This is a genomic window from Pseudomonas sp. S2_E02 (assembly GCF_054668355.1).
This window is the reverse complement of sequence record NZ_CP162761.1, coordinates 6,077,159-6,097,237: the sequence shown is the minus strand read 5'-3', so window position 1 is coordinate 6,097,237 and position 20,079 is coordinate 6,077,159. Positions and strand designations below refer to the sequence as shown.

Genomic DNA, 20,079 nt, shown 5'->3' with positions numbered 1-20,079 from the left:
GCGCCGCTTTCATTTGCGTGGATCTACCAGCGGTTGCCACGTCCGTTATGGTCGCCACGCCCGCTGTGTCGGTCGTAGTTGCCGCGACCGCGGTGATCGTTATCCCAACCGCCGCGACGATGGCCATCCCAACGCCCGCGATCGTTGTCGTGCCAGCGACGGCTTTCGTAATAACGTGGAGCCGGCTGGTAGTAACGCGGCGCCGATTGGTAATAGCGCGGTTGCTGGTAATACCGCGGGGCTGGCTGGTAGTAGCGAGGCTGCGCGTAATACGTGCTGCCACCGTTGTAATACGTGCCGCCAGAGTTGTAGTAGGCCGGTGCGGGTGATGTGTAGACCTCTGAGCTGTAATACGAGTCCGCGTAGGAGTACGGGACGCAACCGGCAACGGAAAACATCATCGCAGCAAGTAGAAGAATTCGTCTATACATGGCGGCCTCCTGGACCGCGGGTTGGCCACACCAGCGACGCTGGCAGGCGACAGTCATTTAATCGGTGACTGTCGAAAAATCAGACAGCGTTTTCGGCATCTGGTGCGTTCCTGCAACAAGTTGAAACAAGTGATTGATGAAATCCTGTTCATTTGGAAAACGCTGTCATTCAGCCGCTGATCAATGGTGGCCACCGTGATATCCGCCGCCGTGATAACCCCGTCCGTAACCGCCTCGATAGCCGTAGCCACCGTGGTAATAACGCGCGCCGCCGTAGTAGCGCGGAGCGTAATAACCACCGTAGGAATAAGGTGAGTAATAGCCGGGATAGTAGTAGGTAGACGGATAAGCATCGTAGGGTCCGACGTAGTAGTAACAACCGGACAGACCCAAACCGAGCACCGCTCCCAGCAGCACCCTTCGCAATGTTTTTTGAATAAGCATGGCGGCCTCCTGAAAGACCCGCGACAGCAGTCGGCACAGACCGGCTGACATCTGTTTTGACTGGCAAAACCAGACCGAGTGCCAACAGCGCAAAACCATCGGATCAGCGGCAAACACGCTGCATCACGGTGCAGCCGCGCACCAACTCAAAGCGCCCCAGCAGCTTCGCCACCAACCCTAGGCAACCCGCGCGCCCGTGCCAGAGCGCCTGACGCAACTTGGCACGCGTCTCGCTTTAGCAAACCCGTGCAGGAGTCATCACAGGTTCGCGGCACCACAATTTGCAATGGCTGACTAGGGTTCCGGCTCGCAATCGCGAGTGGCTGGTCCGAGAGTTGGCGACCTCCAGTTGAGGTTACACGGCGGGACAAAAGCCCGGGAGACAAGCCACCGTTCGCGGTGCCGCGTTGCCTTCCTGTCCGCCCTTGATCAACTGGAGAATCCACCATGACCCGACTACGTTTGCCCGCCCTGCTCGCCGCCGCCTTCGCCGCGCTCATCAGCAGCCAATCCTTCGCCGCACAGAAAGACCATTTCAGCGTCTGCTGGACGATTTACGCTGGCTGGATGCCATGGGAATACGCCGGCAGCCAGGGCATTGTCGACAAATGGGCGAAGAAATACGGGATCAAGATCGACGTCGTGCAGCTCAACGACTACGTCGAATCGATCAACCAGTACACCGCCGGCCAGTTCGACGGTTGCACCATGACTAACATGGATGCGCTGACCATTCCGGCCGCCGGCGGTGTCGACAGCACCGCGCTGATCGTCAGCGATTTCTCAAACGGCAACGACGGCATCGTCCTCAAGGGCGACGGCAAAAAAGTCGCCGACCTCAAGGGCATGGACGTCAATCTGGTCGAACTGTCGGTCTCGCACTACCTGCTGGCTCGCGCGCTGGACTCGGTCGATCTGACCGAAAAAGACCTGAAAGTGGTCAACACTTCCGACGCCGATATCTCCGCCGCTTTCAACACCGAACAGGTCAACGCCGTCACTACCTGGAACCCGATGCTCTCGGACATCAAGGCCAAACCGGGGGTGACCGAAGTGTTCAACTCCAGCCAGATTCCCGGCGAGATCATGGACATGATGGTGGTCAACAGCGCCACGCTCAAAGACAACCCGGCGCTGGGCAAAGCACTGACCGGCGCGTGGTTCGAAGTGGTCGAACTGATGAACGCCAAGAACGCCGCGAGCAAGACTGCGCTGGAGCACATGGCCAAGGCCTCGGGCACCGATCTGGCCGGATTCCAGGCGCAACTCGACACCACCAAACTGTTCGCCACCCCGAGCGAAGCGCTGAGTTTCGCCAACAGCAAACAACTGCCGGAAACCATGCGCAAGGTCGCCGAGTTCTCCTTCCAGCACGGCTTGCTCGGCGAAGGCGCGAAAGACACCAGCGCGGTCGGCATGGCCTTCGCCAACGGCGTGACCAGTGGCGATACCGGCAACCTCAAGCTGCGTTTCGATCCGACCTACGTGCAGATGGCCGCCGACGCCAAGCTGTAAGCCACGGAGGATTTGGCCATGCGCCTGATCAATCGCCACCCGGATCGCCCGAGTCGCCTGTTGTTGGTGATCCTGCCGTTCGCTCTGCTGCTGTTCGCCTACTTCATGGGCTCGGCCGAGCGCCTGGCGGACAACCCCAACGACAAACTGCTGCCGAGCGCCGTACAGATGACCGACGCGGTCAAACGCCTGGCCTTCAATGCCGACAGTCGCACCGGTGACTACCTGTTATGGCAGGACACGGCTTCCAGCCTGCGGCGTCTGGCTATCGGCCTTGGCATCGCCGCGCTGGCCGGGCTGTGCCTGGGCATCGCTGCCGGCACGTTGCCGCTGTTCGGTGCGCCGTTGTCGCCGCTGCTGACAGTGCTGTCGATGGTGCCACCGCTGGCGATCCTGCCAATTCTGTTCATCGTGTTCGGTCTGGGCGAGTTGTCGAAGGTCATGCTGATCGTGATCGGCATCACCCCGGCGCTCGCTCGCGACCTTGAACAGCGTGCCCGGGAAATCCCCGTCGAACTGCTGATCAAGGCGCAGACCCTCGGCGCCTCGACCTGGACGTTGATGCTGCGCGTAGTGCTGCCGCAGCTGTTGCCGCGTTTGTTGATCTCGTTGCGGCTGATGCTCGGTTCGGCATGGCTGTTCCTGATTGCCGCCGAAGCGATCGCCTCCACCGACGGCCTCGGCTACCGGATTTTTCTGGTCCGGCGTTATCTGGCGATGGACGTGATCCTGCCGTATGTGGTGTGGATCACCCTCCTCGCCTGGCTGATGGATTGGGGCCTGAAATACCTGACCCGTCGCGCATTCCCTTGGTATGAGGGGGCGGCCAAATGAGCTTCATCACCGTGAAAAACGTCTGGCAGCAATACGCCGATCAGGTGGTGCTGGAAGGCTTGAACCTGAGCGTCAACGAAGGTGAATTCTGCACCTTGGTCGGCGCGTCCGGTTGCGGCAAATCGACCTTCCTGCGTCTGCTGCTCGGCCAGGAAACGGCGAGTCGCGGCGAGATTCTGCTCGACGGCCAAGCGCTCGCCAGCGAGCCGGATGCCAGCCGTGGCGTGGTGTTCCAGCGCTACTCGGTGTTCCCGCATTTGAGCGTGCTCGACAACGTCGCCCTCGGCCTCGAACTGCCGCGTGCGCCATTGCTCGGTCGGCTGTTCGGCAGCGCCAAACGTGAAGCTCGCGAACAAGCGGCAGCATTGCTGAATAAAGTTGGCCTCGGCCATGCGCTGGACAAGTACCCGGCGCAGCTGTCCGGCGGCATGCAGCAACGGCTGGCGATTGCCCAGGCACTGATCATGAAACCGCGCGTGCTGCTGCTCGACGAACCGTTCGGCGCGCTCGATCCGGGCATCCGCAAAGACATGCACGCCTTGCTGCTGGAGCTGTGGCGCGAAACCAAACTGACGGTGTTCATGGTCACCCATGACCTGTCCGAAGGCTTCAGCCTCGGCACGCGTCTGCTGGTGTTCGACAAGGTTCGCCTCGACCCGCACGCCCCCGGCGCCTATGGCGCGCGCATCACCTACGACATCCCTTTGAACAGCGACCGCCGCGCCCAACGCGCCGCCGTCGACGCCCTGCCGTTGCCACTGGCAGGTGCCCTTCGCACCGCTTGAGAGGACTGCTCCGATGAATAAGCCGATGACTGATTCGACCCAACTGTTCCCACCCTTCGCCGAAGAAATGCTTCCCGGCGGCGGCCATCGCTCTTTCGTGTTGAAGCGCGGTCAATTGCTGCGCCTGACCGACCTGCGCGGCGGCGCCAACGTCAGCCTGACCCTGCTCAACGCCAATGAAAAAACCGAACGGCTAACCCTGCCCGACAGCCTCAAATGCCAACACACCGCCAAGCTCACCAGTGGCCATTGCCTGTACTCGGACATGGGCCGCGTCCTCGCCGCGATCACCACCGACACCTGCGGCTGGAGCGACAGCCTCGGCGGCGTGCTCTGCGCCGAAGAAGTCGCGCAGAAGTACGGTCAGGGCCGCTATCAGGAACTGCGCAACGGCTTCTTCCGCAACGGTACCGACAACCTGCTGGTGGAACTCGGCAAGTGGGGCCTGGGCCTCTCCGACCTATTGATGACGCTCAATCTGTTCAGTCGCGTCAACGTCGACGAGGCCGGGCGTTTCCACTTCGTCGAAGGCAATTCCAAGGCCGGCGATTACATCGAACTGTACGCGCCGATGGACACACTGGTGGTGCTCACTGCGCTGCAGCACCCGATGGATCCGGCGCCGGAATACGCACCGAAACCACTGAAGCTGAGCTGGATGAACGCCGACGCCAGCGTCGCCGAACACTGCCGCACCTCGCGCCCCGAAAATGAGCGCGGCTTTATCAATACCGACCGTTTGTTCGCCTGAGGATCGCTGCCATGTCAGTTGCTATCGCCACTTCGCAACACCAACCCGACACAGCGGTGTACCGCGCCACGATCCCGGCCGGTGAACCCTGGCTGATGGAGGTCAAGGCCGGCCAGACCCTGCGCATCCTCGATCTGGAAGGTAATCAGGCCATCGATACGTTGTTCTACAGCCTCGCCAATCCCAAGGAACGCTACGACGTGCAGCGCACCTTGCGTCGGCAGAACAGCGTCTACCTGAGCACCGGCAGCGTGCTGTATTCCAACCTCGGCCACGCGATGCTGACCATCGTCGCCGACACTTGCGGACGCCACGACACCCTCGGCGGTGCCTGTGCACAAGAGAGCAACACCGTGCGCTACGCCCTGGAAAAACGCTACATGCACAGCTGCCGCGACAACTACCTGCGCGCTTGTGCCCATGATGGGCGACTGGGCAAAAGCGACATCGGGCCGAACATCAATTTCTTCATGAATGTGCCGGTGACGGCGGATGGCGGGCTGACCTTCGAGGACGGGATTTCGGCGCCGGGCAAGTACGTCGATTTACGCGCGGAGATGGACGTGATCGTGCTGATTTCCAACTGCCCGCAGTTGAACAACCCGTGCAACGCCTATAACCCGACACCTGCGGAGCTACTGGTATGGAACTGACTATCCGCCGTTTACGCCGTTGGTTGTTTGCACTGTGCCAGGCGCGTTCCGGGCAGTGCCTGAAAAAGTGAAACCACCACAGACCCAATTGTAGGAGTGAGCCTGCTCGCGATAGCGGTGGGTCAGACACATCAGTTTTGACTGATCCGACGCTATCGCGAGCAGGCTCACTCCTACAAGGGATCGGTGGTGATCTGAAGTGTTTTTTCATCCGGGACGGCCCGGATGTCTGTCGAAAAACGGCGGGACGGCCCGCTTCCCCTTCAGGGGTTATGCCATGTTCGAAAAAGTCCTCATCGCCAACCGTGGCGCCATCGCCTGCCGCATCCTGCGCACCCTCGCTTCACTGCAGGTCAAAGGCGTGGCCGTGTATTCCGAAGCCGACGCCGCCAGCCTGCACATTCTGCACGCCGATGAAGCGCACAGCCTCGGTGAAGGCGCCGCTGCCGGCACGTATCTGGCGGTCGACAAAATTCTCGCCATCGCCAAGCAAAGCGGCGCCACGGCGATCCATCCCGGTTACGGGTTTCTCTCGGAGAACGCCGCGTTCGCCGAAGCCTGCGCAGCGCACAACATCGCTTTCATCGGCCCGACGCCGGAACAACTGCGCGTATTCGGTCTCAAGCACACCGCCCGTGCGCTGGCCAAACAGCACGGCGTGCCCATGCTCGAAGGCACCGAACTGCTCGACAGCCTCGACGCCGCGCTGATTGCCGGCGAACAGGTCGGCTACCCGGTGATGCTGAAAAGCACCGCCGGCGGTGGCGGCATCGGCATGCGCGTGTGCCGCAGCGCCAGTGAATTGAGCGAATCCTTCGAAGCGGTAAAACGTCTCGGCCAGAACAATTTCAGCGACGCCGGTGTGTTCATCGAGAAGTACATCCAGCGCGCCCGGCATCTGGAAGTGCAGGTGTTCGGTGACGGTCGCGGTGAAGTCATCGCCCTCGGCGTGCGCGACTGCTCGGTGCAGCGGCGCAATCAGAAAGTCCTCGAAGAAACCCCGGCGCCGAACCTGCCGGACGGAATGGCCGAAGAGCTGTGCGCAGCGGCGATCAAGCTGGCGAAAGCGGTGAACTACCGCAGCGCCGGAACCGTGGAATTCGTCTTCGACAGCGAGGCGCAGCGTTTTTACTTTCTCGAAGTGAACACGCGTTTGCAGGTCGAGCACGGCGTCACTGAACAAGTCTGGGGCGTCGATCTGGTGCGCTGGATGGTTGAGCTGGCGGCGGGTGAGCTGCCGCCGCTGAGCGAACTCATATGTGGTTTGCAACCCGAGGGCCATGCGATTCAGGCGCGGTTGTATGCGGAAGATCCGGGGCGCGATTTCCAGCCGAGCCCGGGCCTGCTGACGGCGGTGGAGTTTCCGCCGGCCAACGGCATTCAACTGCGCATCGATACCTGGGTCGAGGCCGGTTGCGAGATCCCGCCGTACTTCGACCCGATGATCGCCAAGGTCATCACCTGGGCGCCGACTCGCGAACAGGCGCGCGCCGAGCTGCATAAAGCGCTGGGCGAAAGTCTGTTGTACGGTGTGGAAACCAACCGTGATTACCTGCGGCAGATTTTGCTCGACACGCCATTCGCCAGCGGTGAGCCGTGGACCCGTTGTCTGGAAGGTCTGATCTATCGCGCCAACACTTTCGAAGTGCTCAGCGCCGGCACGCAAACCAGTGTGCAGGACTATCCCGGTCGCCTCGGCTACTGGGCGGTCGGTGTGCCGCCGTCGGGGCCGATGGACAGCCGTGCATTGCGTCTGGGCAATCGTCTGCTCGGCAATCCTGAAGGTGCGGCGGCGCTGGAAATCACCATGAGCGGACCTTTGCTGCGCTTCAATTGTGCGGCGGTGGTCGCGGTGACGGGGGCGCCGATTGGCCTGACGCTTGAGGGGGAAAGCGTGCCGATGAACACCACGTTGCTGATCCCCGCTGGCGCGACGTTGCATCTGGGCAGCATCAGCGGCGCCGGGGCACGCAGTTATCTGTGTCTGCGCGGTGGCTTGCAGGTGCCGGATTACCTGGGCAGCAAAAGTACTTTCACTCTGGGTCAGTTTGGTGGGCACGGTGGTCGGGCGTTGCGTGCCGGGGATGTGTTGCATATCGCTGCGCTGAAGGACCGCAGTGCGGGTCAGCAACTGGCCGAGCAGCACATCACCGCGTTGCCGGCGGTGCGGCAGATCCGCGTGATCTACGGCCCGCACGCGGCACCGGAATACTTCACTGAAAACTACATCAGCACTTTTTTTCAAACTCAGTGGGAAGTGCATTTCAACTCCAGCCGCACCGGTGTCCGGCTGATCGGGCCGAAGCCGGAATGGGTGCGGGCCGACGGTGGCGAGGCGGGGTTGCATCCGTCGAACATTCACGACAATCCGTATGCCATTGGCGCGGTGGATTTCACCGGGGATATGCCGGTGATCCTCGGCCCGGATGGCCCGAGCCTTGGCGGATTCGTGTGCCCGGTGACGGTGATCGAAGCGGATCTTTGGCAGCTTGGGCAGCTCAAGGCGGGCGATAAAATCCAGTTCATTCCTGTCGACCTCAAGACCGCCCGCGATCTCGCCTTGAAATGGGATCTCCCCTGTGGGAGCGAGCTTGCTCGCGAAAAGGCCGTGTCAGTCAACATTGATGTGTCTGACACACCGCATTCGCGAGCAAGCTCGCTCCCACAGGGTTTGATGTCGCCTGTGGTGCTGGATTTGGGTCAGGGGGATCGGCGGCTTGTTGCACGGGTCTCCGGGGATACTCATCTGTTGCTGGAAATCGGCGAGCCGGAACTCAATCTGGTTCTGCGCTTCCGCGCCCACGCCCTGATGCAGGCACTGGAAAACAAAACCCTGCACGGCGTGATCGACCTCACCCCCGGCATTCGCTCGCTGCAAATCCACTACCAGCCCGAGCAACTGCCGCTGGCCGATCTGCTCGGCATCATCGCTGGCGAGTGGGACGCGGTGTGTGCCGCCAGCGACCTGCAAGTACCGTCACGCATCGTGCATTTGCCGCTGTCCTGGGACGACCCGGCTTGCCAGTTGGCCATCGAGAAATACATGACCACCGTACGTAAGGACGCGCCGTGGTGCCCGAGCAATCTGGAGTTCATCCGCCGCATCAACGACCTGCCGAATCTCGACGAAGTACAGCGCACGGTGTTCGATGCCAGCTATCTAGTGATGGGCCTTGGCGACGTTTACCTCGGAGCGCCAGTCGCCACGCCGCTGGATCCGCGCCATCGTTTGGTGACGACCAAATACAACCCGGCACGCACCTGGACCGCTGAAAACTCGGTGGGCATCGGCGGCGCCTACATGTGTGTGTACGGCATGGAAGGCCCCGGCGGTTATCAGTTTGTCGGGCGCACCTTGCAGATGTGGAATCGCTACCGCGAAGTCGCTGCGTTCGATGGCAAACCGTGGCTGCTGCGCTTCTTCGATCAGATTCGTTTCTACCCGGTCAGCGCCGAAGAACTGCTGCGCATCCGCCGCGATTTTCCGCTGGGGCGTTTCGATCTCAACATCGAACACAGCCAGCTCAACCTTGCCGATTATCAGGCTTTTCTCAATCGCGAAGCCGAAGGCATCAGTGCCTTTCGTGCCCAGCAACAGGGTGCCTTCAACGCCGAACGCGAACGCTGGATCGCCAGCGGTCAGGCGCATTTCGACAGCGAAGAAGCCGTGCCGGAATCGACCGAGGATGCGCCACTGGCCGACGGTGAACACAGCGTCGACAGCCACATTGCCGGCAATCTCTGGCAGGTGCAGGTCGAGGCCGGCAGCCGTGTCGCGGCGGGCGATGTGCTGGTGATTCTCGAGTCGATGAAGATGGAGATCCCAGTACTCGCGCCGCTGGCCGGGGTGGTGCGCGAGATCCGCGTGCAGCCCGGTTCAGCAGTGCGCGCCGGACAACGCGTCGTGGTGCTGGCACTCGACTGAAGCCAATTGGATAAGGATCAACTGATGAATCTGCAACTCGATGTACTGCGCCAGGCCTATCGCAATGGCGACACCACACCGCGTCAACTGCTGCTGAAACTACGGGAAAAAGCCGCCGCGCTGAACCCGGATTATCACCTGTTCATTCATCTGCTCAGCGTCGCCGAACTGGAGCCGTATCTTGCCGCCCTCGACGGTCGTGACCTCGACAACCTGCCGCTGTACGGCGTGCCGTTTGCGATCAAAGACAACATTGATCTGGCGGGGATTGCGACCACCGCCGCGTGTCCGGACTTTGCTTATGTGCCGGAACGCTCGGCGACCATCGTCGAGCAGTTGATCGCCTTGGGCGCGATTCCACTGGGCAAGACCAATCTCGATCAATTTGCCACGGGCCTCAATGGCAGCCGCTCGCCTTATGGCGCATGCCCGAACAGTGTGCTGACGGAATATCCGTCCGGCGGTTCCAGCGCCGGTTCGTCGCTGGCGGTGGCATTGGGCGTGGCGAGTTTTGCCTTGGGCACCGACACCGCAGGCTCCGGTCGGGTGCCGGCGGCGCTGAACAATCTGGTCGGGTTGAAGGCGAGCAAAGGGCTGATCTCCACGGCCGGCGTGCTGCCGGCTTGCCGCACGCTGGATTGCGTGACCACGTTCACCGCCACAGCGCGTGAGGCCAGTCAGTTGCTGGCGCTGACCGCCAAACTAGATCCGCGCGACGAATACAGCCGCCGCAATCCATCGTGGAATGACGGCTCGGCGTTTGGTGCGCCACGGGCGTTTCGTTTCGGCGTGCCGCGCGCGCAGGACCTTGAGTTTTTCGGCTGCGTCGAAGGCCCGTTGTTGTTCGGCGATACCATCGACCGGCTCAAAGCCTTGGGTGGCGAAGCGGTCGAACTGGATCTGTCGCCCTTCCTTGAAGCCGCGCGCCTGCTTTACGAAGGGCCGTGGGTTGCCGAGCGCTATAGCGTGGCGGGTGAGTTGATGGAGCAGAATCCCGAAGCGGTGTTACCGGTGATTCGAGCCGTGCTGGCGAAAGCCCCGGCGGTGAGCGGCGTGCAGATCTTCCGTGCGCAGTATCGGCTGCAAGCCCTGAAAGCCCTGTGCGATAAGGCCCTCGAAGGCCTCGACTGCGTGCTGAGCCCGACCATCGGCCGTGCGGTGACGCTGGCCGAACTGCACGCCGAACCGGTGCTGCGCAACTCCGAACTGGGTTACTACACCAACTTCATGAACCTGCTCGACTACGCCGCCGTCGCCGTGCCGAGCGCGTTCATGGCCAACGGTTTGCCGTGGGGCGTGACGCTGTTTGGCCGGGCGTTCACCGATCAATACCTGCTGAGCGTGGCCGATGCGCTGCAGCGTCAGCTGGATTCCGACCTGCCGACACCGGCGAACGTTGCACGTCATGATCGCGCACGCATTGTGGTGTGTGGCGCGCATCTGCAAGGGTTGGCGTTGAATTGGCAACTGACTCAGCGAGGTGGGCGCTTGTTGGAAACGACATTGAGTTCGCCGGACTATCAACTGTATGCGTTGGCCGGCGGCCCGCCATTGCGGCCGGGGATGGTGCGGGTCAAGGATGGCGGTGTGGCGATTGCGGTGGAGGTGTGGGAATTGCCGAGCAGTGAGTTGGGTTCGTTCCTCACCGGGATTCCGGCGCCGCTGGGACTGGGCAAAGTGCAACTGGCGGACGGACGTTGGGAGAGCGGGTTTATCTGCGAGCCGTATGGTCTGGAGGGTGCGCTGGACATCAGCCATTTGGGGGGATGGCGGGCGTATCTTGAGACTCGGAACTGATCCAGAAACCAGCCCTCACCCTAGCCCTCTCCCGGAGGGAGAGGGGACTGACCGAGGTGTTTGTCAGGTGGTTGCCATTCGGTGATACCGAGCCGAACACACTTTTTGAAATCACCACAATCTAGCTCCCTCTCCCTCCGGGAGTGGGATGGCGGGCGCATCTTGAAACTCGGAGCTGGTCCAGAAACCAACCCTCACCCTAGCCCTCTCCCGGAGGGAGAGGGGACTGACCGGGGTGTTTGTCAGGTGGTTGCCATTCGGTGATACCGAGCCGAACACACTTTTTGAAATCACCACAATCTAGCTCCCTCTCCCTCCGGGAGTGGGATGGCGGGCGCATCTTGAAACTTGGAACTGATCCAGAAACCAACCCTCACCCTAGCCCTCTCCCGGAGGGAGAGGGGACTGACCGAGGTGTTTGTCAGGTGGTTGCCATTCGGTGATACCGAGCCGAACACACTTTTTGAAATCACCACAATCTAGCTCCCTCTCCCTCCGGGAGAGGGCTGGGGTGAGGGAGCTATCCTTCTGACACACCCTCTACGTCATATCCCCCGCCATTTCAGGCATAAATCCCGCAGGCTTTTCCCGGCCATCCCACTAGAATGCACGCCATCGGGCCACTGCCAACGGAACTGCCATGCCGCTTCGTTCTCCCCTGTACTCGCAACGCTCACTGGTCCTGACGCTGATCGCCCTGCTCGGCGCCGGTTTCCTCGCCACGTCGTTGCTCAGCTACTACGCCTCCCGCGAGTCGATCCGCGACAACATCGTCAACACTGAACTGCCGCTGACGTCCGATACGGTGTACTCGGAAATCCAGAAAGACCTGGTCCGGCCGATTCTGATTTCCTCGATGATGTCCCGCGACACCTTCATGCGCGACTGGGTGGTCAACGGCGAACAAAACCCCGAGCAGATGACCCGCTACCTCGACGAGGTCATGACCCACTACGGCGCCTACACCGCGTTTTTCGTCTCCAACAGCACCCACACCTACTACCACGCCAAAGGCGTGCTCAAGCAGGTCAAGGTCGATGAACCGCGCGACGCCTGGTACTTCCGCGTGCGCGACATGAAGGATCCGTACGAGATCAACGTCGACCCGGATCTGGCCAACAAGGACAACCTGACCTTCTTCATCAACTACAAGGTTTACGACTACCACAACCGCTTCATCGGCGCGGCCGGGGTCGGTCTGACCGTGGACGCGGTGATCAAGCTGATCGACAAGTATCAACAGCGCTATCAACGCAGCGTGTACTTCGTCGACACCTTTGGCCGGTTGGTCCTGACCGGCGCCGAAGGCGGGCCTGAAAGCGCGCACATCGGTCAGAGCCTGAGTGAACTGGAGAGCATGAAAAGCCTGGTCAGCCAGTTGCCGAAACCGCACAGCGGCAGCTACGAATACTCCGCCCACGGCCAGGGGCACTTTCTCAACGTGCGGTTTATTCCTGAGTTGAACTGGTATCTGTTTGTCGATAAACGCGAAGACGGCGCGCTGAGTGAGATCCGCCAGTCGCTGTATCTGAATCTACTGATCTGCCTGCTGGTGACGCTGATTGTGCTGGCGCTGCTCAACCGCGTGATCAAGCGCTACCAAAGCAAAATCCAGGCGCAGGCCATACTCGACAGCCTCACCGAGCTGCCCAACCGCCGAGGCTTCGATATTCTCGCCGCGCAGGCCCTGCACGAAGCCCGACGCGAGACCAAACCTTTAACCGCGTTGCTGCTCGACCTCGATCACTTCAAAGTGTTGAACGACACCTACGGGCACATGGCCGGCGATCAGGTGCTGATCGGTTTCGCCCGCGATCTGCAAAGTTGCCTGCGCCATGCCGACATTGTCTGCCGCTGGGGTGGTGAGGAATTTATCGTTTTACTGAAGGACACCGACGGCGATACCGGTCAGAAAATTGCCGAAAAGATCCGCCAACACGTCGAACAACACGAATATGCCTACGACGGCCACAGCCTCAATCTGACGGTGAGCATCGGCGCCACCACCCTGCAACGCGATGACACCTTGCACAGCCTGCTGTCGCGGGCCGATCATGCGATGTACCGAGCCAAACAAACCGGCCGCAACCGCACCTGCGTGGAAATGCCTCACTCGACTTATGCCTGATTCCGACGTTAAACCCGACCATTGCCCGGCCTGCGGCGCCCGCAACGACTGCAGTCTGGCCGACCCGCGCACCGCCGACCGCGAATGCTGGTGCTATGGCGTGAGCATCGATCCGGCCGTGCTTGAAGCGCTGCCGCCAGAACTGCGCAACCAATCCTGCCTGTGCCCGCGTTGCGCGCAAGTCGAGGCGCAACTGCAAGCGGCCAAGCGGCCGATCCCGTAAGATGCGCGCCCCTTCATTTACTGAACTCTGAACATGCGTGTCGACCGTTTCCTCAGCAACCTGCCCCGCTACAACCGTCAGCAGGTTCGTCTGTTGCTGGTGGAAAAGCGCGTGCGGATTGACGGAAAAGTCGTCAGCGATCCGCACAGCGAAGTGCTGGAATTCAGCCGTGTCGAAGTCGATGACGAAGTCCTGCAAAGCGGCAAAGCGGCACGCTATTTCATGCTGCACAAACCGCCGGGCTGCGTCAGCGCCACCCGCGATCCGCAGCATCCCACCGTGCTCGACCTGATCGATGAGCCGGACAAGGACGACCTGCACATCGCCGGACGACTGGACTTCAACACCACCGGCCTGATGCTGATCACCAACGACGGCGCGTGGTCGCGCCGCTTGACCCAGCCGCAGACCAAACTGCCAAAGGTCTACTACGTCGAGACCGAGCAGGAGATTGGCGCGCACTATGCGAGTACTTTTGCCGAGGGGATCTACTTCGCCTTCGAAGACCTGACCACGCAGCCGGCGCACCTGGAGCTGCTCGGCCCACGCTCGGCGCGGCTGAGCATCGTCGAAGGTCGCTACCATCAGGTGAAGCGCATGTTTGGTTTCTTCAACAACAAAGTCCTGCGCCTGCACCGCGAATCGATGGGCCTTCTACACCTCGATAACGCGCTAAAACCGGGCGAGTACCGCGCTTTGCGCACCGAAGAGATCCATTTGTTCTAAGCCCGCGACCGCTCAGCAGAAGTTGTCGAACAATTTACCAACGGCACTTGCGCGATCCCTACTCCCCTGCTTGAATCAGGACGTCGGCCAGATTGTGACCGATGAGTCACAACAGACATCCAAGAAACTTTTTGCCGGTAGAGAGCCTTCAAGGCTCCGCCTCAGCCGGCAGACTGCCCGCCAATAACAATACCCGTCGACCGCAGTCATGGATCGACATGGGCCAAGCAAATTCCAGGCGTATGCCTACCTGTCACAAAGCTCGTGCAATCTCTATTTGCGCGCATACCCGCTTGCTTGCCAGGAGTCTTATGACATGAGGCCAGAAATCGCTGTGCTGGATATACAGGGTCAGTATCGGGTTTACACGGAGTTCTATCGCGCAGACGCCGCAGAAAAGACCATCATCCTGGTCAACGGCTCGATGGCCACGACTGCGTCGTTTGCACAGACTGTGAAAAACCTGCACCCGCAATTCAACGTGGTCTGCTACGACCAGCCCTACGCGGGCCGGTCAAAAGCCCACAATCGCCACGAGAAACATCTGACGAAGGACGTCGAAGGGCAGATTCTGCTCGAGCTGATCGACCACTTCGCCGCCGAACACGTGCTCTCGTTCTCCTGGGGCGGCGCCGCGACCCTGGTCGCCCTCGCCCACCAGCCACGGCGCATCGAACGGGCGGTGATCAGCTCGTTCTCGCCAGTGATCAACGCGCACATGCTCGATTACCTCGAACGCGGTGTCGACTACCTCGGCCAGCGCGACGGCGACCGCGTCGGCCATCTGGTCAACAACACCATCGGCAAACACCTGCCGTCGTTGTTCAAACGCTTCAACTATCGCCACGTCAGCAGCCTCGCCGAGCACGAATACGGGCAGATGCACTTCCACATCAGCGACGTGCTGCACAGCGATCGGCAGTGCTATCTGAATGCAGCGAAAAAGATCAACGTGCCAGTGCTGTTTCTAAACGGCGAATGGGACGAGTACACCGCAGCCGAAGATGCACGCCTGTTCGGCAACCACGTAGCGCAGAGCACATTTACCACGCTGCAGGCCACAGGGCACTTCCTCGACATGGAACACAAGGCGGCCTGCCGCGATAGCCAGAACGCCTTGCTTGGCTTTCTGAAACCGGCACAGCAGACCAGCCGAACGCGTTACTCGTTTGTTCAGGATCAACATGCATTGGCTATTTGAAAGGGTGTCGTTGCGAGCGAGGCTGTGGGGCTGGGATTTTGCTTTACGCACCGCAGTGCTCGCCCGCGATTGACCGTTTTCAGTGATTCAAAGCGTTCATGAGTAAAAGAAAAACTTCAAATCCGTGGCCGAGTCTGGTACAAAGTCAGCCGCTCTGAGCGGGTATAGTTTAATGGTAGAACAGTAGCTTCCCAAGCTTCCGACGAGGGTTCGATTCCCTCTACCCGCTCCACTCAATTTTGTCTCACGTTGTGTTTTTTGACGGGGGATGCAGGAACAGAAAAAACCGGCCTTGATGGCCGGTTTTTTTGTGCCTGAAAAAATCCGATGCTGCATTTCGAAACAATGCAAAAACCTGCAACACACTCTGAATCCTTGGGGATTCAAACCTCTGAGCCGAATGACGGACAATGACCACTTGGTGGTTATAGTGTTGATCACAAAAGCCAAGTAGGTATAGGCCAGCTCGTCGCAGACGGTTGGTCTTTAGTGCGGGTCAGAGGCAGCCACCATCACTTCAAACAACCAGTCAAGCCTGGACAGGTCACTGTGCCGCATCCGAAGAAAAATCTGTTGAAGAAAACGGCCATCAGTATTTTGCAACAAGCGCTGCTCTGACTTGTTCAGGTCATCGGCACGAAGGAGGAAACGAATATGCTCTACCCGATTGCGATTTCAATAGGTGATGAGGAACACGCCTGGGGCGTGGAGGTGCCGGACATTCCGGGCTGCTTTTCGGCTGGCGATGATCTGGATGATGCCGTCGCCATGGCTCGCGAAGCCATCGAGGGGCATTTCGAAATTTTGGCTGAGGACGGTGCGCCGATCCCGGCTGCGAGCAAACTTGGCGTGAACGTCGCTAATCCGAAGTACGCAGGATGTGCATGGGCCGTGGTCGATATAGATGTCGTGAAGTACTTGGGTAAAGCCCAGAAACTCAACATCACTTTGCCGGGGCACTTGCTCAACCGCATTGATGAGTATGTGTTGCATCACCCGGAAGAGAAAAGCCGCTCGGGCTTTCTGGCGTCGGCGGCTCTGAAAGTTTTGCAGCAGGGTTGAACCTTGGCGCGTCAACCCGTGCTGGCCTATCCTAACCATTAAACCTAATTACATTTTCTTGTGAGTTAAATTATATTTTCAGGCTTAATCCACAGTATATTGTGTACTGACAATCAAAACTGAACGCCGACGGTACACACGACATGCTGGATTTAAGCCTCACTACCGCGAGCGAGATCGTCAAACGGATTTGCCACCGCCTGCGCACAGAACGATTGGCTTTGGAGATGACACAGGCAGACGTGGCCGCTCGCGCGGGCATTGCGACGAATACGGTGTCAAACCTTGAAGCCGGTCGTAATGTGAGTTTCGACAACATGGTGCGAGTGGCGATGGTTCTCGGGCGCGAAAAGGAACTCGAAGGGTTGTTTCTGCCAAGGCTCGAAACTCTGGACGATATCATTCGCTACGAAAAAACGGCCAAGCGTCATCGCATCAAAAGGAAAGCCGACAATGCTTGAACAAGTTGACGTCTACTACGAGGGCTGGGGGGAACGTTGGCGGTGGGGCACACTTGCTTCGACGAAAGCCCTGACCGGTCGCCCGCAGGTCATGTTTGAGTACAGCGATGAGGCAAAAAACAGAGGGCTGGAACTCTCCTCCTTGAGGCTTCCATTACAGGGAGCCAGGTTAAACCGGGATTTCCCGTCACATCAGCTGGGACTGCCTGGGCCGGTTTATGACTCGCTGCCAGATGGCTGGGGCATGTTGCTGATGGACCGATTGTTCAAACGTCGAGGCCTCAACCCCGCGCGCATAGGCCCCTTGGAGCGGCTAGCCTACATTGGCAACAATGCCATGGGGGCCATGTCGTTTGAACCTGTTGCACCCGAGGCGCTGGAAACGCAAATGCATGTTCCCATCGACTTGCTCGCATCCGAAGTGCAGGAGGTACTCAAAGGTAAAGGTGGAGAGCTTCTCCAGAAGCTGCTACTGGTCGGAGGCTCTCCACAGGGCGCCCGACCCAAAGCGCTGGTGTATCGCGATCCGCACACTGACGCCTTTACTACGGCTGCCACTCCCGGTTTCGAAGCCTGGTTGGTGAAGTTTCCGGCTCAGCAAGAACATCCCGAGGTGTGCGCCATCGAAATGGTCTATGCCGAATGTTTACGCTTGTGCGGTATCCAAACCCCTGACACTCGTTATTTCAGCCTGTCTGAAGGAATGGCCGCTTTTGCCACCAAACGCTTTGACCGACAAAACGACTTGCGGGTGCCCATGCAGAGTCTTGCAGCCTTTACCGGTGCGGACTTCAGATCCCCAGGGGCGCTGGACTACGTCAACTTCTTGCGTGCGACTCATAAGTGCAGCAATGACGTACGAGAGAAAGCCGTAGCGTTTGAGCGGGTCGTCTTCAATGTCGCATTCAATAACCGAGACGACCATCCGAAGAACTTTGCTTACATCATGTCGCCTGGCGGAGACTGGAAATTAGCGCCGGCCTATGACGTCACTTTCTGCGAGGGGCCGGGAGGCTATCACCAGATGGACGTGATGGGTGAAGCCTTGGAAATTGGAAGAGAACACCTGCTCAACCTTGCAGTGGAGGCTGAAGTAAACGCCGCTACGGCCGCCGACATCATTGACCGATTTTGCGAGGTAGCTAGCCGATTCTCAGCCATGGCTGAAAGTTTGTATCCAGGCGTGATCACCCAGGAAACCTTGCACACCATTCAACAACGCATCGACCACAACATCGGGCTACTTGCCTGAGTTCGTGCTGCCAAGTAGCAGTCTTGAGAAACCGGCACTCATTGGCCGGTTTCTTTGGCTTCTTAAGGCGATCGAGTTAACCCGCCGGCACAACCTTATCCAGTGCCTGATTCACCGCCAATTCCCCCAACATGACGACCTGCGCGATGCCGAGTGCAGTCTTGCGGTGTGAGGTGTCGAGCAGCGCGGCGAAGTTGTTGAGCATGGTGGTGGCCGAGCCGAGGGTTTCGCTGGCGTTGGCCAGCAGAGACTCGGTGTCGTAGGCAGGGTTGGCGAGGTACATCGGTTCGGGTTCGTGAGTGGAACCCATGATTCTGGCCGTGGGGCTTAGATAGTGGTCGAGGGCGCGTTCGGCGGCTTCGTGGAATTTCTTTGAGTTGGGTGATTCGTAGGGGGATGCCGGATCGGTTTCCGGCGGATTGGGCGTAACTTTGAACATTGGATTGAGACCTTTTCGTAAGGCCGCAACCGATCTCGCTACTAAACGGATGGGTGGCAGCTGTGCGCAAGTTAGTAGACCGGACCCCAATCCAAATCCGGCGCACCCGAGGGCGCCATGCGCACAGCCACCATCAGGTGCAGGCATTCGCCTGACTGAGTGGTACTCATGCAGCTATTTAGATTGAGGATGCCGGGCTACTAAACCCGATCACTGGAAATCAGTGACGCGAACCAAGTTACCGACTGCCCCAAAGGCGCACAAGCCGGCGGATTCTGGCGTAGCGGTAGGCAACGGCGCAAGGATTTGTAGGCTTCAGGACGTAACACTGCACGCCTTTAAACACTTCGCTCGGAAGACGTTTACGCGGCGATAAAATATAGCGATCTCCCCGACATTACAGATCCATAACACTCCACCGGTTTCCACCTCCCACCCGACCAACTAGCATTTCCTCATCACCCACCACCCTCCCCCTGCGCGGCCATCGACGAATACGCGCCATCACTTTAGAGGGACTCCAATCGCGGCCAATTTGCCGCTGACGATCGAACTCAAAAGAGCCATTCACCATGACGCAAAACATTTACGACGATCCCGAATTCTTTCAAGGCTACAGCCAGATGAACCGTTCCATCGGCGGCCTCGACGCGGCGCCGGAGTGGCCAGCGCTCAAGGCGCTGTTGCCCTCCATGCACGGCCTGAACGTGGTGGATCTGGGCTGCGGTTATGGCTGGTTCAGTCGCTGGGCGCTTGAGAATGGCGCCGCCAGTGTCTTGGGACTTGATGTCTCGGAGAAGATGCTGGAGCGGGCGCGGGAGACCACGACGGCGGCGAACATTCGTTATGAGCGCGCCGACCTGGAACAGCTCGACCTGCCCGCTTGCAGTTTCGATCTGGCTTACAGCTCGCTGGCGCTGCATTACATCAAGGATTTGCCGGGGCTGTTTGCGCGCCTGTACACGGCGCTGAAACCGGGTTCGCACTTTGTGTTTTCCATTGAGCATCCAATCTTCATGGCGCCGCGTAATCCGGGCTGGTTGGTGGATAGTGAAGGTAACAAGCGTTGGCCGCTGGACAGCTATCAGTTGGAGGGTGAGCGGGTTACGAACTGGTTGGCCGAGGGAGTGATCAAGCAGCATCGTACGGTCGGGACATTGCTCAATTCGCTGATCGACGCAGGGTTCACGATTCGACATGTCAATGAATGGGGGCCGAGCGATGCTGAAGTGGCGGCGCAACCGGCGCTGGCAGAAGAGCGGGAGCGGCCGATGATGATGTTGGTGGCGGTGCAGAAGCCCTCACCCTAACCCTCTCCCAAAGGGAGAGGGGACTGACCGAGTTGTTCTCTAGGGTTACGCCGACCTGAAATATCGAGCCGAACTCCGGTTTCGAATACAACACCGGTCGGCTCCCTCTCCCTCGGGAGAGGGCTGGGGTGAGGGGCCCGTC

The 20,079-nt window shown here is 59.7% G+C and carries 19 protein-coding genes, 1 tRNA gene and 1 riboswitch; of the genes, 17 read left to right on the top strand and 3 right to left on the bottom strand.

Annotated features, from left to right (window positions below):
* Positions 1-23 precede the first annotated feature (23 nt).
* Together AB4O01_RS27375 and AB4O01_RS27370 are read right to left on the bottom strand one after the other, a co-directional pair.
* Positions 24-431 (bottom strand): hypothetical protein, encoded by a 408-nt coding sequence (locus AB4O01_RS27375; protein ID WP_460090106.1) that lies wholly within the window; start codon positions 429-431, stop codon positions 24-26.
* Positions 432-611: 180 nt separating this feature from the next.
* Positions 612-875 (bottom strand): hypothetical protein, encoded by a 264-nt coding sequence (locus AB4O01_RS27370; RefSeq protein WP_460090105.1) that lies wholly within the window; start codon positions 873-875, stop codon positions 612-614.
* Positions 876-1,158: 283 nt separating this feature from the next.
* A riboswitch (guanidine-I (ykkC/yxkD leader) is annotated at positions 1,159-1,259 on the top strand.
* 63 nt (positions 1,260-1,322) lie between these two features.
* Between AB4O01_RS27370 and AB4O01_RS27365 the strand changes: the two genes are divergently transcribed.
* The 16 genes from AB4O01_RS27365 to AB4O01_RS27290 all read left to right on the top strand — a co-directional run bounded on the left by AB4O01_RS27365 (position 1,323) and on the right by AB4O01_RS27290 (position 18,188).
* A complete protein-coding gene (locus tag AB4O01_RS27365) occupies positions 1,323-2,390 on the top strand; it encodes a putative urea ABC transporter substrate-binding protein (protein WP_093438419.1) in 1,068 nt (355 codons plus the stop codon).
* An 18-nt stretch (positions 2,391-2,408) separates the two neighbouring features.
* Complete coding sequence (locus AB4O01_RS27360; RefSeq protein ID WP_077571513.1) at positions 2,409-3,224, top strand: ABC transporter permease; 816 nt, start codon at positions 2,409-2,411, stop codon at positions 3,222-3,224.
* Positions 3,221-4,009 (top strand): ABC transporter ATP-binding protein, encoded by a 789-nt coding sequence (locus AB4O01_RS27355; RefSeq protein WP_077571512.1) that lies wholly within the window; start codon positions 3,221-3,223, stop codon positions 4,007-4,009. The genes AB4O01_RS27360 and AB4O01_RS27355 overlap by 4 nt, the downstream gene beginning before the upstream one ends.
* 25 nt (positions 4,010-4,034) lie before the next feature.
* Positions 4,035-4,760, top strand: coding sequence for an urea amidolyase associated protein UAAP1 (locus AB4O01_RS27350; protein ID WP_460092321.1), 726 nt, complete (start codon positions 4,035-4,037; stop codon positions 4,758-4,760).
* An 11-nt stretch (positions 4,761-4,771) separates the two neighbouring features.
* Complete coding sequence (locus AB4O01_RS27345) at positions 4,772-5,413, top strand: urea amidolyase associated protein UAAP2 (RefSeq protein ID WP_077571511.1); 642 nt, start codon at positions 4,772-4,774, stop codon at positions 5,411-5,413.
* Positions 5,414-5,690: 277 nt separating this feature from the next.
* The gene (uca, locus tag AB4O01_RS27340; RefSeq protein ID WP_460090102.1) at positions 5,691-9,338 is read left to right on the top strand and encodes an urea carboxylase; all 3,648 of its coding nucleotides are present in this window, start codon (positions 5,691-5,693) and stop codon (positions 9,336-9,338) included.
* A 24-nt stretch (positions 9,339-9,362) separates the two neighbouring features.
* Positions 9,363-11,135: an allophanate hydrolase gene (gene atzF, locus AB4O01_RS27335; protein ID WP_460090101.1), complete on the top strand. Its 1,773-nt coding sequence runs from the start codon at positions 9,363-9,365 to the stop codon at positions 11,133-11,135.
* 640 nt (positions 11,136-11,775) lie between these two features.
* Positions 11,776-13,263: a sensor domain-containing diguanylate cyclase gene (locus AB4O01_RS27330; RefSeq protein WP_093438442.1), complete on the top strand. Its 1,488-nt coding sequence runs from the start codon at positions 11,776-11,778 to the stop codon at positions 13,261-13,263.
* The gene (locus AB4O01_RS27325) at positions 13,256-13,486 is read left to right on the top strand and encodes a cysteine-rich CWC family protein (protein WP_064119704.1); all 231 of its coding nucleotides are present in this window, start codon (positions 13,256-13,258) and stop codon (positions 13,484-13,486) included. Before AB4O01_RS27330 ends, AB4O01_RS27325 begins: the two co-directional genes overlap by 8 nt.
* A 33-nt stretch (positions 13,487-13,519) precedes the next feature.
* Positions 13,520-14,212 (top strand): pseudouridine synthase, encoded by a 693-nt coding sequence (locus tag AB4O01_RS27320; protein WP_116254479.1) that lies wholly within the window; start codon positions 13,520-13,522, stop codon positions 14,210-14,212.
* Between the two features lie 316 nt (positions 14,213-14,528).
* Positions 14,529-15,413, top strand: a complete 885-nt coding sequence (locus AB4O01_RS27315; RefSeq protein ID WP_064119706.1) for an alpha/beta fold hydrolase — start codon at positions 14,529-14,531, stop codon at positions 15,411-15,413.
* 158 nt (positions 15,414-15,571) lie between these two features.
* Positions 15,572-15,645 (top strand) — tRNA-Gly (locus AB4O01_RS27310).
* Positions 15,646-15,869: 224 nt separating this feature from the next.
* Positions 15,870-16,031, top strand: coding sequence for a type II toxin-antitoxin system HicA family toxin (locus tag AB4O01_RS27305; RefSeq protein ID WP_320337446.1), 162 nt, complete (start codon positions 15,870-15,872; stop codon positions 16,029-16,031).
* Between the two features lie 36 nt (positions 16,032-16,067).
* Entirely contained in the window at positions 16,068-16,475 is a 408-nt protein-coding gene (locus tag AB4O01_RS27300) for a type II toxin-antitoxin system HicB family antitoxin (protein WP_137218087.1), read from the top strand.
* 143 nt (positions 16,476-16,618) lie between these two features.
* Positions 16,619-16,936: a helix-turn-helix domain-containing protein gene (locus AB4O01_RS27295; protein ID WP_007911474.1), complete on the top strand. Its 318-nt coding sequence runs from the start codon at positions 16,619-16,621 to the stop codon at positions 16,934-16,936.
* Complete coding sequence (locus AB4O01_RS27290) at positions 16,929-18,188, top strand: type II toxin-antitoxin system HipA family toxin (RefSeq protein ID WP_460090099.1); 1,260 nt, start codon at positions 16,929-16,931, stop codon at positions 18,186-18,188. The genes AB4O01_RS27295 and AB4O01_RS27290 overlap by 8 nt, the downstream gene beginning before the upstream one ends.
* A gap of 76 nt (positions 18,189-18,264) precedes the next feature.
* On the opposite strand, the gene AB4O01_RS27285 is transcribed toward AB4O01_RS27290, so the two are convergent.
* Positions 18,265-18,627, bottom strand: a complete 363-nt coding sequence (locus AB4O01_RS27285) for a DUF6124 family protein (protein WP_093438463.1) — start codon at positions 18,625-18,627, stop codon at positions 18,265-18,267.
* A gap of 572 nt (positions 18,628-19,199) precedes the next feature.
* On the opposite strand from AB4O01_RS27285, the gene AB4O01_RS27280 reads away from it, so the two are divergent.
* Positions 19,200-19,937 carry a class I SAM-dependent methyltransferase gene (locus AB4O01_RS27280; protein ID WP_460090098.1) on the top strand — a complete coding sequence of 246 codons (738 nt, stop codon included), beginning with the start codon at positions 19,200-19,202 and terminating at the stop codon, positions 19,935-19,937.
* The last annotated feature ends 142 nt before the right edge of the window (positions 19,938-20,079 follow it).